Below are 19,187 nucleotides of genomic sequence, written 5' to 3'. Positions count from 1 at the left end.
AAACGAAGGGTATTCAATGGCGAAACCACTCGAAGGTATCCGGGTCTTGGAAGCTGCCGTGTGGACGTTTGTGCCCGCGGCCGGGGCGGTGCTGGCCGAATGGGGTGCCGAGGTGATCAAGATCGAGCCACGCGTGGGCGGCGATCCACAGCGCGGCCTGGTCACGATGGGTCTGGTCCCCGGCGGCCCGGACGGTGTCAACTACATGATCGAGATGCCCAACCGTGGCAAGAAGTCGATCGGTATCGACATGACAACGCCAGGCGGGCAAGAGGTAGTGCACGAGCTCGCCAAGACCTGCGACGTGTTCCTGACCAGTTATCTGCCCAGCAGGCGCAAGCGGTTCGGGATCGAGCTCGACGACATTCGCGCCGTCAACCCCGACATCATTTACGTCCGCGGATCCGGCTACGGCCCCAAGGGCCCCGACGCGGACAAGGCCGGTTATGACGGGGTCTCGTTCTTCTCCCGCGGCGGCATCAGCGACGCGTTCACCCGTGACTTCCCCGAACCGGTCATGCAGACACCGGCATTCGGCGATCTACTGGGCGGCTTGACGATCGCCGGCGGCGTGGCGGCCGCGCTTTATAAGCGCAAGGCGACGGGGGAGACATCGGTGGTCGACGTGTCCCTGCTCGGCCTCGCGTCGTGGGCGATGAGTCCGCAGGTCACCGCGGCCATGCTGTACGGCGGCGACCCGATGCCGAACTTCACCCACCGCGACATGCCCAATCCGCTGGTTGGCACCTATAAGACCAAGGAAGGCCGCTACATCACATTGATGATGCTGCAGGGCGAGAAGTACCTGCCCGAGTTCCTTTCCGTGATCGGCCGGTCGGATCTCTTGGAGGACACGCGGTTTGCCGACCCTCATTCGCGCTACGAGAATCGAGGCGAGTTCATCGATATCCTCGACGCGGAGTTCGCCGCGCACACCGTCAACGAATGGCGCGAGATTTTGGCGCCGCTGTCGGGCGCATGGAGCGTGCTGCAGAAGCCGAGCGAACTACGGCACGATCCAATGGTTGTGGCCAACGGCTACATTCCTGAGGTGAACGCGATGAACGGGGCGCCCTACATCCTGCCCACCAACCCGGTGCAGTTCGACGAGCAGCAGGTGAAGCCCACGGGAGCGCCCGAACATGGTCAGCACACCGAGGAGGTGCTGCTCGAGGCTGGCGTCGAGTGGGACAAGATCGAGCAGTACAAAGAGCAGGGTGCCATCCTGTAGTCCTTGCTCTGCTCGAGCAGCCGCAAAAGCTCCCGACGCCAACGGTTTTGGGGAGCTTTTCGGCTGTTGGAAGTGGCTTTGGGTGTAACACCAGCCCCGACTGCCACTCCCGTCCCCGGATGGGAGCATGTATCTAGTTGCCCGACTCACAGCGACAATTCGCTTGGCGCGCAAAGGTTGTTGCTGATAAATGGACAGAAGAGATGCGAAACGGTCGGCCAACCGGTTATGGGCACCATTCCAGCTGTCTCGGGCCGCCGCAATGAAACGGCCCGGTTGTCGGGGTGAGGCGGGCAAAAAGACACACCGGGGAAATCTTGTGACCCGTGGGACTGGTGATGAACACTTCGAGCACCCGAGTCCGCCGCATTTGCGTCTGCCCGGCTGAGCAGCGCCTTACCATTTGCCCATGGCGCTTGAGGTCGGTCAAGTGTTCGCCGGTTACACGATCTCGCGGGTGCTCGGCGCGGGCGAGACGGGCTCGGTGTATCTGGCTTCGCATCCGCGGTTGCCGCGCGAGGAAGCGCTGAAGGTGTTGCCGGCGGAGCTGACGACCGATCCAGAGTTTCGGCGACGGTTTGCGCGTGAGGCCGAATTGGCCGCCGGACTGTCGCATCCGCACATCGTGAGGATCCATGACCGAGGCGAAACCGACGGTCAGTTCTGGATTTCCATGGATCACGTCGCCGGCACAGATGCGGCGCGGCTACTGCATGAGCGGTACCCGAGCGGGATGCCTTTGGGTGAAGCGTTGCCGATCCTCGCTGCGGTGGGCTCGGCGCTGGACTACGCTCATCGTCGCGGCCTATTACACCGAGATGTCAAGCCGGCCAACATCTTATTGACCGATCCCGACGGACAGGGCCGGCAAGTGTATCTGGCCGATTTCGGCATCGCGCGATCCATGGACGATGCCGAAGGCTTGACGGCGACCAATTCGACGGTGGGCACGGTGTTCTACACCGCCCCCGAACGGCTGCGCGGCGAGACAGTCGACGGTCGCGCGGACCAATATGCGTTGGCGTGTACCGCCTTTCACTTATTGACCGGGGTGCCGCCGTACGGCGACTCAAACCCCGCGGTGGTGATCAGCCGCCACGTCAGTGCGCCGGTGCCGTCGCTCGGTGCGCATCGGCCCGAGCTGGCCGTGCTCGACCCGGTATTCGCCACCGCGATGGCCAAAGAGCCTTCGGCCCGCTTCGGCAGTTGCCGAGAATTCACCGACCAGCTAAGCCGATACCTGACTGATGCGCCGCACGCCACTGCCGTACCCCCGACGGGCACCAAGCGAAAGCGTCGCGGCCTTCTGGTGGGGGTGCTGGCCGCAATTGCGTTGCTCGTCGGTGGGGGTGTGTTCGCCGTCGTCAAGCTCACCGAGCAGCAGCATCCGGCGGTCGCTGCGCATAGCGACGCGCCAGCCGAAGCCCGGCGTCCCAACACCGGTCCCTTCACCGGCGTCTACCGGGTCCAGTTCGGCCAGGGTGCTTTCGTCAGCGGCGCCCCGGCCCCGGGTGCGCTTCCGACCACCGAAACGTTCGCGGTCCGTTCGGTGTGTCGCTCCAGCGGGTGCGTGGCGACGGCGTCGCGGCTCGACGGCGACACGACATACGCGTTGCATCCGGTGTTCGATGAGGTCGGCGGCCGTTGGATCGGGGTGAACCTGGGCACCCATACCTGCCGAGACGACAACTCCGCCGAAGTGTGGGACGTGTTCAACCTGCAACCGGCTCCGGGCGGCGGCTTCACCGGCGACTACAGCGTGTTCTCCGGAAACGAATGCGGCGGAAAGCATTCGGTGACGTTCACCCGTACTTCGGATGTGGACATCGACACGCTTCCTGACCCGGCCGCCTTACCGCCCCGGGTCGTGTCACCTGCCGAGGCGCTACGTGGGCGCTACCACCAGCGCAGAACGTTCAAAGTGCAAGGCGTACAACAAGAAATCGACTTCTCGGTCAGTACCGAGTGCCTGCGCACGGGCGATCGGTGCATGAGCTACTTCTACGCGACGTCCGGACAGGTGGAACCGTTGCTGTTCGGCGGCGGGAAATGGGTTCTGGACACATCGGTAGAGGGCAATTGCCCGCGCAGCGGCGCCCCGATGCACATGACTAGAACCGCGCAGTACCCGCTGCCCCAGGCGCCGCAGAACCCCATCACGCTGCTCACCGGGCACGGCAAGCACATTCAGACCCCGCCATGCGCACTGACTTCGGAATTCGACGAAACATTGACGCGCACCGGCGATTAGCGCCAACCCCCGCACGCTCGGCAGAAGTACCATTTGGCCATGCCGATTGAGGTTGGTCAGGTGTTCGCCGGCTACACCATCGAGGGTGTGCTGGGCACCGGCGGCATGGGCACGGTCTATTTGGCGGCCCATCCGCGCCTGCCGCGCAAGGATGCGCTGAAGGTATTGCCCGAGGATCTCACTACCGATCCGGAGTTTCGGGCGAGGTTTCTGCGCGAGGCCGACTTGGCGGCCGGTTTGACCCACCCGAATATCGTGTCGATCCACGACCGTGGTGAAGACGAGGGCCACTTCTGGATTGCGATGGATTACGTCGCCGGCACCGACGCGAGCGAGCTGTTGCGCGAGCACTACCCGCATGGGATGCCCGTCGACCAGGCGCTGGCGATCGTTACCGCCCTCGGGCTGGCGCTGGATTATGCGCATCAGCGGGGCTTGTTACATCGCGACGTCAAGCCGGCCAATGTGTTGCTGGCCGATTCCGACGGACAGGAGCGGCGGGTATTTCTCGCCGATTTCGGCGTCGCGCGGCGCATCGACGATGCGGCCGGGCTGACGGTGACCAACACGACGGTGGGCACGATTGCCTACGCGGCGCCCGAGCAACTGAAGGGCGAAGCGATCGACGGCCGCGCCGATCAATATGCCCTGGCCTGCACGGTATTTCACTTATTGACCGGCGCGCCGCCGTACGTGCACTCCAACCCGGCGGTAGTGGTCACTCAGCAAGTCATCGCTCCGCCCGCGTCAATCGGTGCACGGCGCCCCGAGCTGGCCGCGCTGGACTGGGTGTTTGCCGTGGCTATGGCTAAAAATCCGTCGGTCCGGTTCGCAAGCTGTGGGGAGTTCACGCACGAATTGCGCCAGTCGTTGAGTCCGGGTTACGCATCCGGCCGCCGCGCGGTCAGCTTCCCCGAAACCCGGCCGATGGTCGCCGCCACCGGGCCCGCTCTGCCGTCCGTTCCGCTCGGAAAGCCGCGGATGCGTCGCCGGCGGCTCCTCATCGGTGTCTTACTGGGCATCGCGTTACTGATCGCCGGCGGCGTATTCGCCGTCGAGAGGCACTCTCACCGTCGACAGCAGCAGCCGACCGTCACCGAGGGTCCGTTCACCGGCACATTTCGGACCGACTTCGGTCCGCTCATCAATGGCGTCGACGCGGTCCCGAATTCGGTTCTGCCGTCGGCGATCACGAGCACCTACAACGTGCGCTCGGTGTGTCGTTCGACCGGCTGCGTGGCGACGGCGGCCCGCATCGGTGGCGCGCCCGTCGGGACGCCGACGGTGGTGCTGGACCAGATCGGGGGGAGTTGGGTGGGCGTGGCTCTCGCCTCGGATCAATGTCAGGGCGCGACTATCGAGTTCTTCCTGGTGTTTACCTTGCAACCACGTTCCGCCGGTACTTTCACCGGTGCATTGACCGCGACGTCCAGCAATGTCTGTTCCAATAGTCGAACGGTAACCTTCACCCGCACCGGCGATGTGGACGTCAACAAGGTTGCCGATCCGGCCGGTCAACCGCCCCGGGTGGTGTCGCCCGCCGAAGCGTTGCACGGCCGTTATCAATCCACCCGAACTTTCACCAACGGGCTCCCGCAAACGCAGCAAAACTATGCGGTCACGACGAGATGTCTCCGCACCGGCGATCGGTGCATGAGCTACTTTCATGCGCAGTCGAGTGACGTACCACTGGTATTCGGCGGCGGAAAGTGGATCTGGGACGTCGACGGACTGGGCCAATGTGGGTCCGGAATGAACACCCATCTGAAAGACACCGGAGAGTATCCGTTGCCGCAACCACCGCAAGATCCGATCGCCCGGTTAACCGGCCATGGCCACCACGAACAAAGCGCGCCCTGTGCCGCCACAGCGGACTTCAACGAAACGTTCACGCGCACTGGCGATTAACCCCAATTCGGCCGCGACCGGAAATGACAAGATCTACGATTTGGCAATGCCACTCGAGGTTGGTCAGGTGTTCGCCGGGTACACGATCCTGCGGATATTGGGTGCGGGTGGGATGGGAGCGGTGTATCTGGCCTCGCATCCGCGGTTGCGGCGTGCGGACGCGCTGAAGGTGCTACCGCCGGATCTGACCGTTGATCCGGAGTTTCGGGCCCGGTTCATGCGCGAGGCCGAGCTGGCGGCGGGGCTGTCTCATCCGCACATTGTCCGAATTCATGACCGCGGCGAAGAGGACGGACAGTTCTGGATTTCCATGGATTACGTCCCCGGTACTGATGCGGCGCGGCTGCTGCGTGAGCACTGTCCGAACGGAATGCCGCAGGGCGAGGTGGTGCCGATCATCGCCGCCGTTGGTTCGGCGCTGGATTATGCACACAATCGAGGGCTGCTGCATCGTGACGTCAAGCCGGCCAACATCTTATTGGCCGATGCTGAGGGACAGCTGCGGTGGGTCTACCTGGCTGACTTCGGCATCGCGCGCCACATGGATGACGCGGCGGGTCTGACGGCGACCAACATGACTTTAGGCACAGTCGCCTACGCCGCGCCCGAGCAGCTGAAGGGCGAACGGGTTGATGGGCGCACCGATCAATATGCGCTGGCGTGCACGGCTTTTCAGCTACTGACCGGCAAGCCGCCCTATGGCGAGTCCAATCCCGCGGTGGTGATCACCCGCCATGTCAGCGCTCCGCCGCCGTCGATAGGTGCGGTCCGGCCCGACTTGGCCGCGCTGGACCCGGTATTCGCCACAGCCATGGCCAAAGAGCCGTCCGGTCGATTTGGCAGCTGTCAGGAGTTCACCGACCAGCTGGGCCGGTTCCTGAATACACCGGACGGCGGCGCGGTGGGTCGCCCGGATGCGCCTTCTCGCAAGCGGGCTCGTGTGCTGATCGCCGTATTGGGGGCCGTCGCGTTGCTGATCGCGGGCGGTGTTTTCGCGGCGGTCAAGGTCACCCACAAGCACAACCCGAGTGCAACCGGCGCGCCTGCCGTCGCCCCGCCAACTCCGTCGACCGCCGTCAACAACGGCCCCTTTACCGGCGTTTACCAGGCGCAACTCGGCGAGGGAAGCACGCTGGACGGCAAGCCGGGCCCGGGTTCGGGTCCGATGTCGGCGACTTACGCGGTCCGGTCGGTGTGTCGCTCCAACGGGTGCGTCGCGACGGCGTCGATGCTGACCGGCGGAGCCAGCCTTGCTTCGTCCTCGGTCTTCGACCAAGTGGACGGGCGCTGGGTGGCCGTAACCCTCGACCCGAACCAGTGTCGCGGCATGGCCGCTGAAATCTGGGAAGTGATCACGCTACAACCTGGCGCTGACGGCAACCTCACCGGCGAGTACCGCGGCGCCGCGGCCAATGCCTGCAACCAAAAGCGTTCCGTGACGTTCACGCGCATCGGAGATGTCGACGTCAACAGCCTTCCCGACCCGTCCGCTCTACCGCCGCGGGTGGCGTCGCCGGCCGAAGCGCTGCACGGTCGTTATCACATTGCCCGGACCTTCTCGAGCAGGCTTGCGCCACAACAGGAAAACCAGGCGGTCGTCACCGACTGTCTACGCACCGGTGAGCGGTGCATGAGCTATTTCCACTCTCTGACCGCCGACACACCGCTGGTATTCAGCGGCGGGAACTGGGTGCTCGACATTCAGCACCCTGAGGAGTTCACCGGCTGCCGCAACCTCCACGTGAAAACCTCTGCGCAGCTTCCGATGCCGCAACCTCCGCAGAATCCCATCACTCGGCTCACCGGTCACGGCCACCACGAACAGACCGGGAATTGCGCGATGAGCGTGGATTTCAATGAAATCTACACGCGCGCAGGAGATTAGGAGCTAGTGCCGCGAACGCGCTCAAGTTCTGCTCGGGCTTGGCTGATTTGTTGATATGTGTAGTTCGCGGCACAAACACCGTCGCCGGTGTGCTTGAACAAGCAACCCTCCCGCGACTCAATCGCCTGGCGCAGAGTTTGATCGTGGTCAGCCAGCGCAGCCCGCATCCCGCCTGGGTCTGCTTCCCACCGACGCGTCGCACCCTCCACATCGGTGAACAAGAACGTCACGATTCCCGACGGCGGACCAGTTCGACCAGCGGACACTAACGCAGAATGCCACAGCAAACGCGGTCCCACCTCGAAATTTGTCGCAACGCGGTTGCCGCGGCCGGTGTGGACGGTTCACCCTTAGCTGATGAACCGCGATATTGCCACAGAGGTTGCCGACGACGGTGTCGCGACACTCACCCTGACCCGGCCAGAGCGACGCAATGCGCTCTCTATCAAGCTTCGTAACGAGATCACCGAACAGCTCGATAGCTGGGCGACGGATCCGACGGTTCGCGCAGTCGTTCTCACCGGTGCAGGATCGACGTTCTGCGCCGGGTTCGACCTTGACGAATTCGCGCGAGCCGATCTTGCGCCACGAATCAAGGACAGCTCACATCGCTATCACCTTGCCGTCTGGCAGTTCCCGAAGCCGTTGGTGGCCGCTGTCAACGGCCCGGCGGTGGCCGGCGGCATGGACCTGTGCGTGCTGTGCGACTTCCGGATCGCCTCGGACACTGCGGTATTCGGGCACCCCGAGATCAAGTTCGGTGCGCCGCCGTTGTTTACCCCACTGCAATGGATTGTGGGGATGGGTATTGCGCGCGACCTGTGCCTGACCGGGCGGCGGATCGACGTGCACGAGGCGCTACGAATCGGCCTGGTCAACAGCATTACCCACCCCACCCGGGTAGTCGATGATGCTTCTGCGATGGCACGCACCATCATCGAGGCGCCGCAGGCCGCGCTCGAGTGTACAAAGCGCTACCTGATCAGCAGTCCCAGTGCGACATTCGAGGAGGCGTTTGCCGCGGAGCACGACGCGGTCTTCGATGAGTTCCTGCGAGGTCCCGTCGGCCCCCGCCAGAAGTCATGACCGGCACCGTCCGCGTCCCTGTCATTGACATGTGGGCACCGTTTGTTCCCTCTTGCGAGATCATCGACGACCTTCGGGCCGGTTTTCCTTCTGAACTGCTGTCGTACTTCGAGGTCCTTACCAAGACAACGATCAGCGCCGAGCAGTTCAGCGACTACGTAGAGTCACGCCGATGGACAGACGACCGAATCTTGGAGTCCCTTGACGCTGCCGGCATCAGCCGCAGCCTGATCACGGGATTTGACGAAAAGTCTACGTGTGGTGTCACTTTCGTGAACAACGCACCGGTGGCGACCCTCGCGGCCCGTCACCCCGCTCGGCTGGTTGGGTTATGACTGAGGGTCCCAGCGGCACCCGTCACATCGGTCACTTCTGTCCCTGCAGGCGTTGGCCAGTGATTTCTGATAGCGCTGGCACTATCAAATTGCAGACCACAACATGCCAACATTTTTTGGTACTTGAGTGGCCGGTGTGACTCAACAGTCCGCCAACCGATTTCGTAGTTCGCGCTTCAAAACCTTGCCGTAACTATTCTTCGGCAGCTCGTCGACAAACACGTACCTTTTGGGCCGCTTGAACCGCGCGATGCGTTGCAGCATGTGCGTGTCCAGTTCGTCGGCTGCTGCTGATCCGACAATGAACGCCACCACCACCTCACCCCATTCGGGATCAGGACTGCCGACCACACACGCCTCCGCCACACCGGGATGCTCGAGCAGCACTTCCTCGACCTCGCGCGGGTAGATGTTGCTTCCGCCACTGATCACGACGTCCTTCGATCGGTCGCGCAGGGTGAGGTAGCCGCGCGCGTCGAACGACCCCATGTCGCCGGTGTACATCCAGCCGTTCTTCAGCGTCTCGCGCGTGGCCGCCGGGTTGTTCCAGTAGCCGGACATGAGAGCGTCTCCGCGGCAGACGATTTCGCCCACCTCGTCGACAGCCGCCGGCCCTCCGTCCGCATGCAGCACCGCAACCTCCATGCCAGACCGGGCGTAGCCGACAGAACCGAGGATCGAGTCGTCGGCCGTCTCGTGGTCGCCACGGCGCAGACCGGTGATGGTCATCGGCGACTCGCCCTGGCCGTAGATCTGCGCGAACACCGGTCCGAATGCTGCCATCGCCTTCTTCAGGCTTTCGACATACATGGGGCCGCCCCCATAGACGATGGTGCGCAGATTGGCCGGACGGCTTCGGCCCGTCTCGACGAGTCGCTGCACCATGGTCGGCGCCAAGAACGAGCTGGAACCCGGGTGGTGCCCGCACAGATCGAGGAACTCGTCGGGATCGAAGCCACCCGATGACGGCACCACTTGCCGGGCACCGCGCAGCACATAAGGCAGGACGTACAGCCCGGACCCGTGTGACATCGGAGCCGCATGGATGAGGCTGCATTCCTCGTCGGGGTCGTCGATATCGGCGAGATGAGCGACCGTCATCGCGGTCAGGCTGCGATGCGACAGCATGGCGCCTTTGGAGTGCCCGGTCGTTCCGCTGGTATAGAACAGCCACGCCAGGGCCGCTGAATCGCTTGCTGGCGCAACGAAGGGGGTTGTCGCACGCCACCGCGAAAAGCACTCTGCGTCAAGCGCTTCTGTCGGAACATTGGTGACCAACCCGGAAGCAATCTTGCGCGAAGCGAACACCTGCGACACGCCCGCATCGTCAATGATCAGCGCCATCTCTCGGGGATGGAGTTTGTAATTGATTGGGACCAGCACACACTCGGCTGCCCAGACGGCGAACATCAGCTCGACAATCTCGGGACGGTTCTCGCTGGCGACGGCTATTCGCGCACCCGCAGGGTAACGCTGACGGATCCCCGCCGCGATGCGCAGCGCGCGGTCCCGCAACTCTTGCCATGTACACAGGCGGCGTTCCCCGTGGTAGAGAGCGCCGCGATTGGGGAAGCGCGCAGCGGCTTGGTCGAGCACCGTAAACAGATTCAACGTGCGGTCCATTCGAGGGGAGAACTCAAGAAAGTCCAACATGCCATGACCCCGCGCGGCTAGCTGAGCTGTAAACCCAAGCCCCAATCGGGTATGGGGGTAGCATGCCGCGGATGTGGTGGACCGAGCTGGCGGAAGAGTCTTGGGATGCCCTCTTCGAACCACACCGCCGACAAGGCCCACTGCTGCGCGCGATCGAATTGCTCGACGAAATCGAGGACGATCCCGCGGCCGCTTGGGAAAAGGCTCAGGAAGTCCGCCTGCCCGGGGTCACGCGACCCGTCCGGCGCACGCTCGTCGAGTTGGGCACGCCAAGTTTGTGGATCTACTGGTCACTCGATACCCGGCGAGGCCCGATAATTCTCGACTTTCTCTTTGACGATTAGCCCACTTCACGCTTCAGCGCTTCCAGCCGGCGCAAGGTCCATCGCCACTTGGAAAGCACATCGGTGCTGCAGTCGGCTGACTCGTGGACGCCTCTTGCAATAGCATCCGCCAAACCGGCGATGTACGTCGAACGTGCCGGCCCCGCCGGCGGCAATTCCGCCGCCATGAAATCGATGGACCGCGCCATGCCCATGGGCTTGCCGCCGCGGTCGAACAACGGCTCTGGTGGTAGCAGCGGTACGACATCATCGTCGGCAAGGCGTTCCGCGTCGGCCGACAGGGCTATCCGGGGGCAGCCGGCAATTTGTTCCAGCAGATACGCTTCGACCAGTGCCGGCCCGAACAACACGTTCTTGCCGTGGAAACACTGGCCGATGGCGACGCCGCCACGGCACAGGATCGAAAATTCCAGCAGGTAAGACAGCTGGATGCCGGCGAGAAGTCGCAATACCTGGCAGACGGCTCGTTGCTGCTGCTCGTCGTCCAGGCCGTCGATGACAATCGACGCTCCGATATTGTCCGAGAAATACGACGTGCGTAGCGGATTCGCCGCTGGCCGAGTGAGGTTGATCTGTTCCTGCCGATCGACCATGAATGCGACCGCATTCATGAAGACCTCGTTCTCGGCGAAGGCCTTAGCTCCGAGAGTGTCGACAAATCCGACCGCGGACAGTCGGTACTTTCGGCCGGTTCGCGCCAGCCGACGTCCTCGCGCAGGCAATTGCCGGCCCTCTTGCAGAGGTGCGCGGGGCCCCGCGTCGTCCACCGGTTACCGGGCTGCCCTTTGAGCGGTGGCTCGCTTCGACTTCTCCGGGCGGGGGACGAGCTTCCCGGAATCCGCCAATTCGACTGCCCGCCGAAGGCGATCGGCGATCAGGGTGACGGGCACGCTGACCACCGGCGTGAGAGTCAGTACACCCATTTCGTCTTCCTCCACCCGGTACCGCTTGTGACTGGGTTTTCCGGCCTTACCCAGGGAAATGCGACGCCGGGGGTCGACTTCGACCTCACCGACGAAGCGGTTCGAACCGCTCATGATGCACCTCTCTCGCGACGGGCTCTATGGTATCCAACGGCGCAACCGTGGGTAATAGGGTTATGGCCATTTGGGGTAAAACCCACATCTGAATACTACCAGTTTGCGACGCGGCCGCACGTCGAAGTGTCATGATCGGCCGGGTAGGGGACATTGCGCACACCCCGAAGGGACTGACGATCGACCTTTCCGGATGTGCCCTGAGCCGATACAGGCGGTGCCGATGAGCCGACCAACCCCTCCTGTGCTGACCATCCGCTATGACGGAGCCGAGCGCACTTTCGCGGCAGGCAACGATGTAGCCATCGGCCGGGATCTGCGGGCAGACGTCCGTGTTGCGGATCCTTCGATTTCTCGGGTGCACCTCTTGGTGCGCTACGACCAGAACGGATGGATCGCCGTCGACAACAACAGCCTCAATGGGCTGTTCGTCGACAACCGTCGCGTACCTGCCGTCGACATCCAAGACGGGCAGCGGATCAATATCGGCAACCCGGACGGGCCGGCGCTGACCTTCGAGGTGGGCCGCCATCAGGGTTCGGCGGGGCGTCCCCCAGACACCACATCGATGCCGATATTCGACCCGCCTAACGGACCCCACGGTGCGCCGGGAACCGCGGCATGGCAGGGCCCGGAACAGGACCCGCCCACATCGCGAATACCGCCCGAGCACCGGGGTACCGCGCCTGCAAGGCACCCCTCGGGCCCGCAGCCGCGACTCGCATCCACCGGACCGCAACCGCGCCAGCCAGGAAAAGCCGGGCCCGCGCAGCAGGTTTACCGTCCGCCGGCCCGACGCCGCCCGGTTCCCGCGGGTCGGCGGGCGGGCGGTGAGGGGACGAACATCGCGACGTCGATGATGAGGGTCCTGCGCCCGAGCAGAGCGGGCGCGGCGGCCGGGGCGGCCGGCGCCCTCACGATCGGCCGGTCCGACGACAACGACATCGTCATCCCCGAAGTACTGGCCTCGCGCCATCACGCAACGCTGATCCCGACACCCAACGGCACCGAGATTCGAGACAACCGCAGCATCAACGGCACCTTCGTCAACGGCACCCGGATCTATGCGGCGGTGCTGCAAGAAGGCGACGTCGTCACCATCGGCAACATCGACCTGGTCTTCGCCAACGGGACATTGGCGCGTCGTGAGGAGAGCTTGCTCGAGTCTCGCACCGGCGGCCTGGAGGTGCGGGCGATCACGTGGACGATCGACGGCAACAAGACGCTGCTGGACAACATCACCGTGGCCGCGCGGCCCGGGATGCTGACCGCGGTCATCGGTCCCTCGGGCGCCGGCAAGTCGACCTTCGCCAAGCTGGTGGCCGGGTACACCCACCCGACCAGCGGGACGGTGTCGTTCGAGGGGCACAACGTGCACGCCGAATACGCCTCGCTGCGCAGCAGGATCGGCATGGTGCCGCAGGACGACGTGGTGCACGGCCAACTGACCGTGAAGCAGGCATTGATGTATGCCGCCGAGCTGCGTCTGCCGCCGGACACCACTAAGAAGGACCGCGAACAGGTGGTGGCCCGGGTCCTCGAGGAACTTGAGATGACCAAGCATCTGGAAACTCGGGTCGACAAGTTGTCGGGCGGTCAGCGCAAGCGCGCATCGGTGGCGCTCGAATTGCTGACCGGACCGTCGCTGCTGATCCTCGACGAGCCGACATCCGGGCTGGACCCCGCCCTGGATCGGCAGGTGATGACCATGTTGCGTCAGCTGGCCGACGCCGGCCGGGTGGTGCTGGTTGTCACCCATTCGCTGACCTACCTCGACGTCTGCGATCAGGTTCTGCTGCTGGCTCCGGGCGGCAAGACGGCGTTCTGCGGACCGCCGAGTGAAATCGGCCCGTCCATGGGCACGACCAACTGGGCCGACATCTTCAGCACGGTGGCGGACGACCCGGATGGGGCCAAGGCTCGCTACCTGGCGCAGACCGGTCCGCCACCGCCGGCCCCGCCCACCGAGCAACCTGCCGAGCTGGGCGCGGCGGCGCACACCAGCTTGCTTCGGCAGTTCTCCACGATCGCGAGGCGGCAGCTGAGGCTGATCCTCTCCGACCGGGGCTACTTCGCCTTTTTGGCGATATTGCCGTTCATCATGGGTGCCCTAGCGATGTCGGTGCCCGGCAACGTCGGCTTCGGGATGCCGGACCCGCTCGGCAACGCGCCCACCGAGCCGGGCCAGATCCTGGTGCTGCTCAACGTCGGCGCGGTCTTCATGGGGACCGCGCTGACCATTCGTGACCTCATCGGTGAGCGGGCGATCTTCCTGCGCGAACAAGCGGTTGGGTTGTCCACTACCGCCTACCTGCTGGCCAAGGTCTGCATTTATACCGTCTTCGCGATCATTCAGTCGGCGATCGTGGTCATCATCGCGCTGTTGGGCAAGCCGGGCCCGACGCAGGGCGCCGTCGTACTGAGCAAGGCCAGCTTCGAGCTCTTTGTCGACATCGCGGCTACGTGCATCGCTTCGGCGATGCTCGGCTTGGCATTGTCGGCTATCGCGAAGACCAGCGAACAGATCATGCCCCTGCTCGTGGTGGCCGTCATGTCGCAGTTGGTGTTCTCTGGCGGCATGATTCCGGTAACCAACCGCGTCGGGCTTGACCAGATGGCGTGGGCCACGCCGGCGCGGTGGGGTTTCGCGACGTCGGCTTCCACCGTCGATCTGCTCAAGTTGGAGGCGCTGGTCAAACAGGTCCCGAAGGACTCGCACTGGCATCACACGTCCAGTGCGTGGTTGTTCGACATGGGAATGCTGGCACTACTCAGCGTCGTGTACCTGGGCTTCGTGCGCTGGAAGATTCGCCTCAAGGGCGGCGGCTGATCGCGCGCCTGCTTCGCGTCGACCTCGGCGGCGACGTCGCTGATGGCGGGCGCTTCAGCCGCGGGCTGGCTCGTCCTGCCGGGGTGCGTCGAACCGGAATCGCCGGCCGGTCACCCGCTCCGGAAGTATTCGGACATAGTGCATTTTCGCGTGCGCCGTCCACGGCAACAACTGGGCACGCTCAGCTTCCTCGATCTCCTCGTCGGTACGAAGGGAACGTGTCGTGCCTTCCACGATGACGCTCCAACCCTCGGCGACGTTGTGGTCGTCGACTTCGAACACCACGTGATTGTTGATCGCAACGCTGATCAACTTGGTTCCTTCCGCGGTGCGGAACAACAGGGTGCGGCGCTGCACGGCGAAGTTGACCGGGAAGATCTGCGGCCGGCCGTCGGCGGCGGTGACCAGCCTTCCCAGCGACATGCTCTTGAGTAGATCCCAGCATTCGTGTTCGGACAGGATCGTGGCCCCATCGACGGTCCCGGACATAAGCCAGCCCCTCTCGACAGTTGACAAGTCATCAGGTTACCGAGGCCGGCACGCCAAAGCCCGACCACGGGCGAGCGTCCCTATATGTACACCGATTCGCCGCATAGCCCGGCATTTTGGGGACGCTCGCGGCGCCCAAACGGATCAGCTGTTGCGTCTGATCTTCAGCGCGGTGGTGATCATGGGAATCTGTAGCGGCAGCCGGGCCAGCGCAACGATGCGCATCGGCCAGGGCTTGTTCCACCACAGCCGGACCATGTTGACGTTTCCCGGGAAGACGCCCATGAACAGGGCCGCGGCGGCCGTCGCGGCGGCCCGGCGGGTGCGTCGCGGCAGCAGCAGTGCTCCGATGACCAACTCGGCCACACCCGACGCGTAGGTGTAAAACCGCGGGCTTCCCGGCAGCTCGACCGGGATGATGTCGTCGAACGGTTTTGGTGCCAGGAAGTGGACGGTACCGACGCCGAACAACAGCGCCGCGATTCGGTACGCGGCGGTCTGGCCCGCATCGCGCTCAACTAGTGGTGTGGTCATGGGCCTTATTCTGGCGTGCGATCGGCTGCCAGACTGTGGTGTGGCCGGAATCGACTTCATCTCGGTATCGCCAATCGTCCCCGTCCGGAATCTGGATCTCGCGCTTGACCGCTACCGCCGGCTCGGATTCGACGTTCGTGCCTACGAAGGTCCAGACCGGTACGGCTTCGCCGACCGCGGCTCGGTGTCACTCCACGTCACCGAATGGGACGAGCATGATCCGCTGCGCACCGCGGCCAGCGTGTACCTCTACGTCAGCGACGCCGACGCGCTGTATGCGGAGTGGCATTCGCTCGAGGACCTTGATGGCCGGTTCGTCGCACCGCACGACAGACCGTACGGCTTGCGCGAATTCGCCTATGTCGATCCCGACGGCACTGCTCATCGCGTCGGTTCGCCCTTGTCCGGTCGGCAGACGTGACACGATACGGAAGATGACGACCACGGAAGTGTCGTGCTCGTCGTGCGGAAGCCTGCTGGCCGCATCGGCGAAGTTTTGCAGCGAGTGCGGTACACCGCTGAGGCGCAGCCCCGGTTCGGCGGAGTACAAGCAGGTCACCGTCTTGTTCGCCGACGTGGTGCACTCGATGGATATTGCCGCGTTCGTGGGTGCCGAGCGGTTGCGCGAGGTCATGGCCGAGGTATTCAGCCTATCGGCCGCCGCCGTGCAGCGCGACGGCGGCACGGTCGACAAGTTCACTGGCGACGGCATCATGGCGATGTTCGGCGCGCCGGTTGCGCTGGAGGATCACGCGCTTCGCGCTTGTCTGGCCGCGTTGCGCATACAGGACGAAATACGCAGGCTGGCAGGCGGATTCGAGCGCTCGGACGGGATCGCGCTGCAACTGCGGATCGGGCTCAATTCCGGTCAGGTGATCGCCGGTGAAATCGCTTCGGGTGCGGCCGGTTACACCGCGATCGGCGAGCAGGTCGGGATGGCGCAACGCATGGAATCGGCGGCCCCGCCCGGGGGCGTGATGATCAGTGAATCCACCGCCACGCTCGTGGAGCATGCCACGGTGCTCGGCGATTCCGAGCTGGTGCATATCAAGGGTGCAAAGGCGCCGGTTCCCGCGCGCAGGTTGGTGGCGGTCGGCGACGAGCGCATGCAGCGCAAGCGGCGCGAGCCGAACCTGGTGGGCCGCACCTGGGAGCTCAACACGCTGAACGGGATCGTCGATCAGTCGATCGATGGCGATGGTTGTGTGGCCGGGGTCGTCGGACCGGCGGGCATCGGCAAGAGCCGTACGGTCGGTGAGGCGACGTCATTCGCCGCCCACCGCGGCGTCGAGGTGTTCAGCACCTACTGCGAATCCCACACTCGAGATGTCCCGTTCCACGTGGTGGCTCGCCTGCTGCGAGCGGTGTTCCGCATCGGCGATGTCGCCGCTGATGCGGCCCGGGCCACGGTTCGCGAGCGCATCCCCGATGCGGACCCAGAGGAGTGCTGCTGCTCGATGATCTGCTCGGGATCGCCGACTCCGCAATTGCGTTGCCGCCCATCACTCCCGACGCGCGGCGGCGGCGGTTGACGGCGATGCTGAACGCGGCGGGCTTGGCCCGCACCCGGCCCGCGGTATATGTGGTCGAGGACGCGCACTGGATCGACGAAGCCAGTGAGGCCATGCTGGCCGAATTTCTCACCGTCGTCCCGCAAACCCACTCGGTGGTCCTGATTACCTATCGCCCGGAATACCGTGGCCCGCTGTCGCATCCACCCGGTAGCCAGACGATTGCCCTGGCGCCGTTAAATGCCAAACAGACCCGCGCACTCGTCGGTGAACTGCTCGGTGGGGATCTTTCGGTGGCGGAGCTAACCGAGCAAATTGCCGAACAGGCCGTCGGGAACCCATTTTTCGTTGAAGAGATCGTCCGGGACTTGGCCGGACGGGGTGTGCTCGACGGTGACCGCGGCAACTACGTCTGTCGGCATCCGACCGCCACCATCAGCCTGCCGAGCACCCTGCAGGCCACCATCGCGGCCCGAATCGACCGCCTGGACAGCAGTGCAAAGCGGGCACTGTATGCCGGAGCTGTTGTCGGAGCACGTTTCACACCCGACCTGCTCGAAACCCTGCTGGAGGATACCGACACGCTGGCGGCCGTTCTTTGTGAGCTGCTGCGGCTCGAACTCATCGATCAGGTGCGGTTTGCTCCGCACGCTGAATACGCGTTTCGCCATCCGCTCATCCGCGCGGTGGCGTACGAGTCACAGCTGAAATCGGAACGGGCCGAACTTCATCGGCGAGTCGCCAACGTCATTGAAGCGCGCGATCCCGAGTCAGCCGACCAAAACGCCGCATTGATTGCCGAACATCTCGAAGCTGCAGGAGATCTGCAGGCAGCCTTCGACTGGCACATGCGGGCCGGAGCCTGGTCGCGCTACCGAGACCTGACATCGGCCCGCACCAGTTGGCAGCGCGCATGCCAGGTCGCCGAACGACTGCCCGCTGATGAACCGGGTCGGCTACGGATGCAGATCGAGCCCCGAACTCTGCTGTGCGCCACCACAACTCTTGCCGGCGGCCGTCCCGGTGACACCGGGTTCGACGAACTTCGCCAGCTCTGCGACCAAGCCGACGACCAGGTATCTCTGGCCATTGGCATGGGCGGCGTCGTCATGGCACTCGCAGCCAATGGCCGTGTTCGCGACGCGGCCATACTCGCCAGCGAGCTGACTGAACTCATCGAATCAATCGGAGATCCAACGCTTTTGGTAGCTCTGCACTTCAGTATGATCTACCCCAAAAATGAGTCCGGCGAGATTCGCGAAGCGCTGCGCTTAGCGGACCGCGTCATTGATCTGGCCGCCGGGGACGCGACCAAGGGTAACCTTGTCTTCGGTTCTCCGCTGGCAATGGCGTTGGGCATGTCGGCGTTTTCGAAGATGTGCCTGGGCATTCCGGATTGGCAAGTCGACGCCGACGCTGCCATCGCCGTCGCGGCCCAGGTGGAACCTCAGGACCATGTGGCGGCGATCATGTGGAAGTACGTGTTGGCCATTCCTTTTGGCGCATTAGCGGCCGATGCGACCGCATTGGCGGACACCGCCGAGGCACTGCGTATCGCCGAGCAGAGCGGTGACGACTTTACCCTGGGTCTCGCACGACTGACCCACGGCTTCACAAAGATTGAACACGGCGCACGGGACGAGGGTCTGGCGCTTCTGGTTCAGGCGCGGGACTCTGCATCGAGTCAGCGATTTATTGGCTTGGCGCTCGCCATCGTTGATCCCGAGATAGCCAGGCAGAAAGCACGACTCGGAGATCTGGACGGCGCCATCAAACTCGGTCGCACGGTTGTCGAAGACGACTATGCGTCGGGCGACATGATATGGCTTTGGCTGGCAGCCACCGCTCTCGTGGAGGCGTTAGTCGCCCGCGGCACTGAAAACGACCTTCTCGAAGCACAATTTGCGATCGACCGGCTGGCGGCGGTACCGACCGACCCGGGCTTTATCCTTCACGAACTGCCGCTATTGCGCCTGCGCGGGTTGCTTGCCCGCGCGCAGGGTGACGAGGCCGCTCATGGTGAGTTCATGGCGCAGCTACGAGCAAAAGCGCTCACCCTCGAGTTCGAACCGCTTGCAGCTAGGGCGGTTTGA

The 19,187-nt window shown here is 64.1% G+C and carries 15 protein-coding genes and 1 pseudogene; 11 read left to right on the top strand and 5 right to left on the bottom strand.

Features of this window, described 5'->3' with window-relative positions; genetic code table 11:
- Nucleotides 1-16 precede the first annotated feature (16 nt).
- The 6 genes and pseudogenes from A9W99_RS08360 to A9W99_RS08330 form a co-directional block, all read left to right on the top strand.
- Complete coding sequence (locus A9W99_RS08360; RefSeq protein WP_067375741.1) at nt 17-1,231, top strand: CaiB/BaiF CoA-transferase family protein; 1,215 nt, start codon at nt 17-19, stop codon at nt 1,229-1,231.
- Between the two features lie 409 nt (nt 1,232-1,640).
- Nucleotides 1,641-3,482, top strand: a complete 1,842-nt coding sequence (locus tag A9W99_RS08355) for a serine/threonine-protein kinase (protein ID WP_067375684.1) — start codon at nt 1,641-1,643, stop codon at nt 3,480-3,482.
- 39 nt (nt 3,483-3,521) lie between these two features.
- Nucleotides 3,522-5,390: a serine/threonine-protein kinase gene (locus tag A9W99_RS27595; RefSeq protein WP_067375682.1), complete on the top strand. Its 1,869-nt coding sequence runs from the start codon at nt 3,522-3,524 to the stop codon at nt 5,388-5,390.
- Nucleotides 5,391-5,436: 46 nt separating this feature from the next.
- Complete coding sequence (locus A9W99_RS27590; protein ID WP_067375680.1) at nt 5,437-7,275, top strand: protein kinase; 1,839 nt, start codon at nt 5,437-5,439, stop codon at nt 7,273-7,275.
- Between the two features lie 357 nt (nt 7,276-7,632).
- Entirely contained in the window at nt 7,633-8,361 is a 729-nt protein-coding gene (locus tag A9W99_RS08335) for an enoyl-CoA hydratase/isomerase family protein (protein WP_067375676.1), read from the top strand.
- Nucleotides 8,358-8,687, top strand: a pseudogene (locus A9W99_RS08330) (amidohydrolase); the annotation flags it as partial. The gene A9W99_RS08335 and the pseudogene A9W99_RS08330, both read left to right, overlap by 4 nt.
- A gap of 150 nt (nt 8,688-8,837) precedes the next feature.
- Here the strand turns inward: A9W99_RS08330 and A9W99_RS08325 are convergent.
- Entirely contained in the window at nt 8,838-10,319 is a 1,482-nt protein-coding gene (locus A9W99_RS08325; RefSeq protein ID WP_067375672.1) for a long-chain fatty acid--CoA ligase, read from the bottom strand.
- Between the two features lie 101 nt (nt 10,320-10,420).
- Here A9W99_RS08325 and A9W99_RS08320 point away from each other — a divergent pair, with 101 nt between their 5' ends.
- A complete protein-coding gene (locus A9W99_RS08320) occupies nt 10,421-10,693 on the top strand; it encodes a hypothetical protein (protein ID WP_067375670.1) in 273 nt (90 codons plus the stop codon).
- Here A9W99_RS08320 and A9W99_RS08315 read toward each other — a convergent pair.
- A complete protein-coding gene (locus A9W99_RS08315) occupies nt 10,690-11,304 on the bottom strand; it encodes a hypothetical protein (RefSeq protein WP_156623015.1) in 615 nt (204 codons plus the stop codon). The two genes, A9W99_RS08320 and A9W99_RS08315, sit on opposite strands and share 4 nt — an antisense overlap.
- Nucleotides 11,305-11,463: 159 nt before the next feature.
- Nucleotides 11,464-11,730: a hypothetical protein gene (locus A9W99_RS08310; protein ID WP_067239920.1), complete on the bottom strand. Its 267-nt coding sequence runs from the start codon at nt 11,728-11,730 to the stop codon at nt 11,464-11,466.
- A gap of 217 nt (nt 11,731-11,947) precedes the next feature.
- On the opposite strand from A9W99_RS08310, the gene A9W99_RS08305 reads away from it, so the two are divergent.
- Entirely contained in the window at nt 11,948-14,560 is a 2,613-nt protein-coding gene (locus A9W99_RS08305) for an FHA domain-containing protein (RefSeq protein WP_067375666.1), read from the top strand.
- A gap of 54 nt (nt 14,561-14,614) precedes the next feature.
- Here A9W99_RS08305 and A9W99_RS08300 read toward each other — a convergent pair whose 3' ends face one another.
- Nucleotides 14,615-15,049: a pyridoxamine 5'-phosphate oxidase family protein gene (locus tag A9W99_RS08300; protein WP_067375664.1), complete on the bottom strand. Its 435-nt coding sequence runs from the start codon at nt 15,047-15,049 to the stop codon at nt 14,615-14,617.
- Between the two features lie 144 nt (nt 15,050-15,193).
- A complete protein-coding gene (locus A9W99_RS08295; RefSeq protein ID WP_067375662.1) occupies nt 15,194-15,583 on the bottom strand; it encodes a hypothetical protein in 390 nt (129 codons plus the stop codon).
- Nucleotides 15,584-15,632: 49 nt separating this feature from the next.
- On the opposite strand from A9W99_RS08295, the gene A9W99_RS08290 reads away from it, so the two are divergent.
- Genes A9W99_RS08290 through A9W99_RS08285 form a run of 3 tightly spaced genes read left to right on the top strand, consistent with a single transcriptional unit; the run spans nt 15,633 to nt 19,187 of the window.
- The gene (locus tag A9W99_RS08290; RefSeq protein ID WP_172828837.1) at nt 15,633-16,004 is read left to right on the top strand and encodes a VOC family protein; all 372 of its coding nucleotides are present in this window, start codon (nt 15,633-15,635) and stop codon (nt 16,002-16,004) included.
- Between the two features lie 13 nt (nt 16,005-16,017).
- Nucleotides 16,018-17,115 (top strand): adenylate/guanylate cyclase domain-containing protein, encoded by a 1,098-nt coding sequence (locus A9W99_RS27720; RefSeq protein WP_371514935.1) that lies wholly within the window; start codon nt 16,018-16,020, stop codon nt 17,113-17,115.
- Nucleotides 17,116-17,120: 5 nt separating this feature from the next.
- Nucleotides 17,121-19,187: a hypothetical protein gene (locus tag A9W99_RS08285; RefSeq protein WP_371514934.1), complete on the top strand. Its 2,067-nt coding sequence runs from the start codon at nt 17,121-17,123 to the stop codon at nt 19,185-19,187.

The sequence above is a fragment of the Mycobacterium sp. 1164966.3 genome (genome assembly GCF_001665395.1).
GTDB lineage: Bacteria > Actinomycetota > Actinomycetes > Mycobacteriales > Mycobacteriaceae > Mycobacterium.
This window is presented reverse-complemented; position numbering and strand designations above follow the sequence as displayed.

Excerpts from the sequence above, each read along its gene's own strand:
- A9W99_RS08335 (WP_067375676.1), top strand. The coding sequence starts at position 7,633 with ATGAACCGCGATATTGCCACAGAGGTTGCCGACGACGGTGTCGCGACA.
- A9W99_RS27590 (WP_067375680.1), top strand. The coding sequence starts at position 5,437 with ATGCCACTCGAGGTTGGTCAGGTGTTCGCCGGGTACACGATCCTGCGG.
- A9W99_RS08300 (WP_067375664.1), bottom strand. The coding sequence starts at position 15,049 with ATGTCCGGGACCGTCGATGGGGCCACGATCCTGTCCGAACACGAATGC.
- A9W99_RS08355 (WP_067375684.1), top strand. The coding sequence starts at position 1,641 with ATGGCGCTTGAGGTCGGTCAAGTGTTCGCCGGTTACACGATCTCGCGG.
- A9W99_RS27595 (WP_067375682.1), top strand. The coding sequence starts at position 3,522 with ATGCCGATTGAGGTTGGTCAGGTGTTCGCCGGCTACACCATCGAGGGT.
- A9W99_RS08315 (WP_156623015.1), bottom strand. The coding sequence starts at position 11,304 with ATGAATGCGGTCGCATTCATGGTCGATCGGCAGGAACAGATCAACCTC.
- A9W99_RS08320 (WP_067375670.1), top strand. The coding sequence starts at position 10,421 with ATGTGGTGGACCGAGCTGGCGGAAGAGTCTTGGGATGCCCTCTTCGAA.
- A9W99_RS08360 (WP_067375741.1), top strand. The coding sequence starts at position 17 with ATGGCGAAACCACTCGAAGGTATCCGGGTCTTGGAAGCTGCCGTGTGG.
- A9W99_RS08285 (WP_371514934.1), top strand. The coding sequence starts at position 17,121 with ATGCTGAACGCGGCGGGCTTGGCCCGCACCCGGCCCGCGGTATATGTG.
- A9W99_RS27720 (WP_371514935.1), top strand. The coding sequence starts at position 16,018 with ATGACGACCACGGAAGTGTCGTGCTCGTCGTGCGGAAGCCTGCTGGCC.
- A9W99_RS08325 (WP_067375672.1), bottom strand. The coding sequence starts at position 10,319 with ATGGACCGCACGTTGAATCTGTTTACGGTGCTCGACCAAGCCGCTGCG.
- A9W99_RS08310 (WP_067239920.1), bottom strand. The coding sequence starts at position 11,730 with ATGAGCGGTTCGAACCGCTTCGTCGGTGAGGTCGAAGTCGACCCCCGG.
- A9W99_RS08295 (WP_067375662.1), bottom strand. The coding sequence starts at position 15,583 with ATGACCACACCACTAGTTGAGCGCGATGCGGGCCAGACCGCCGCGTAC.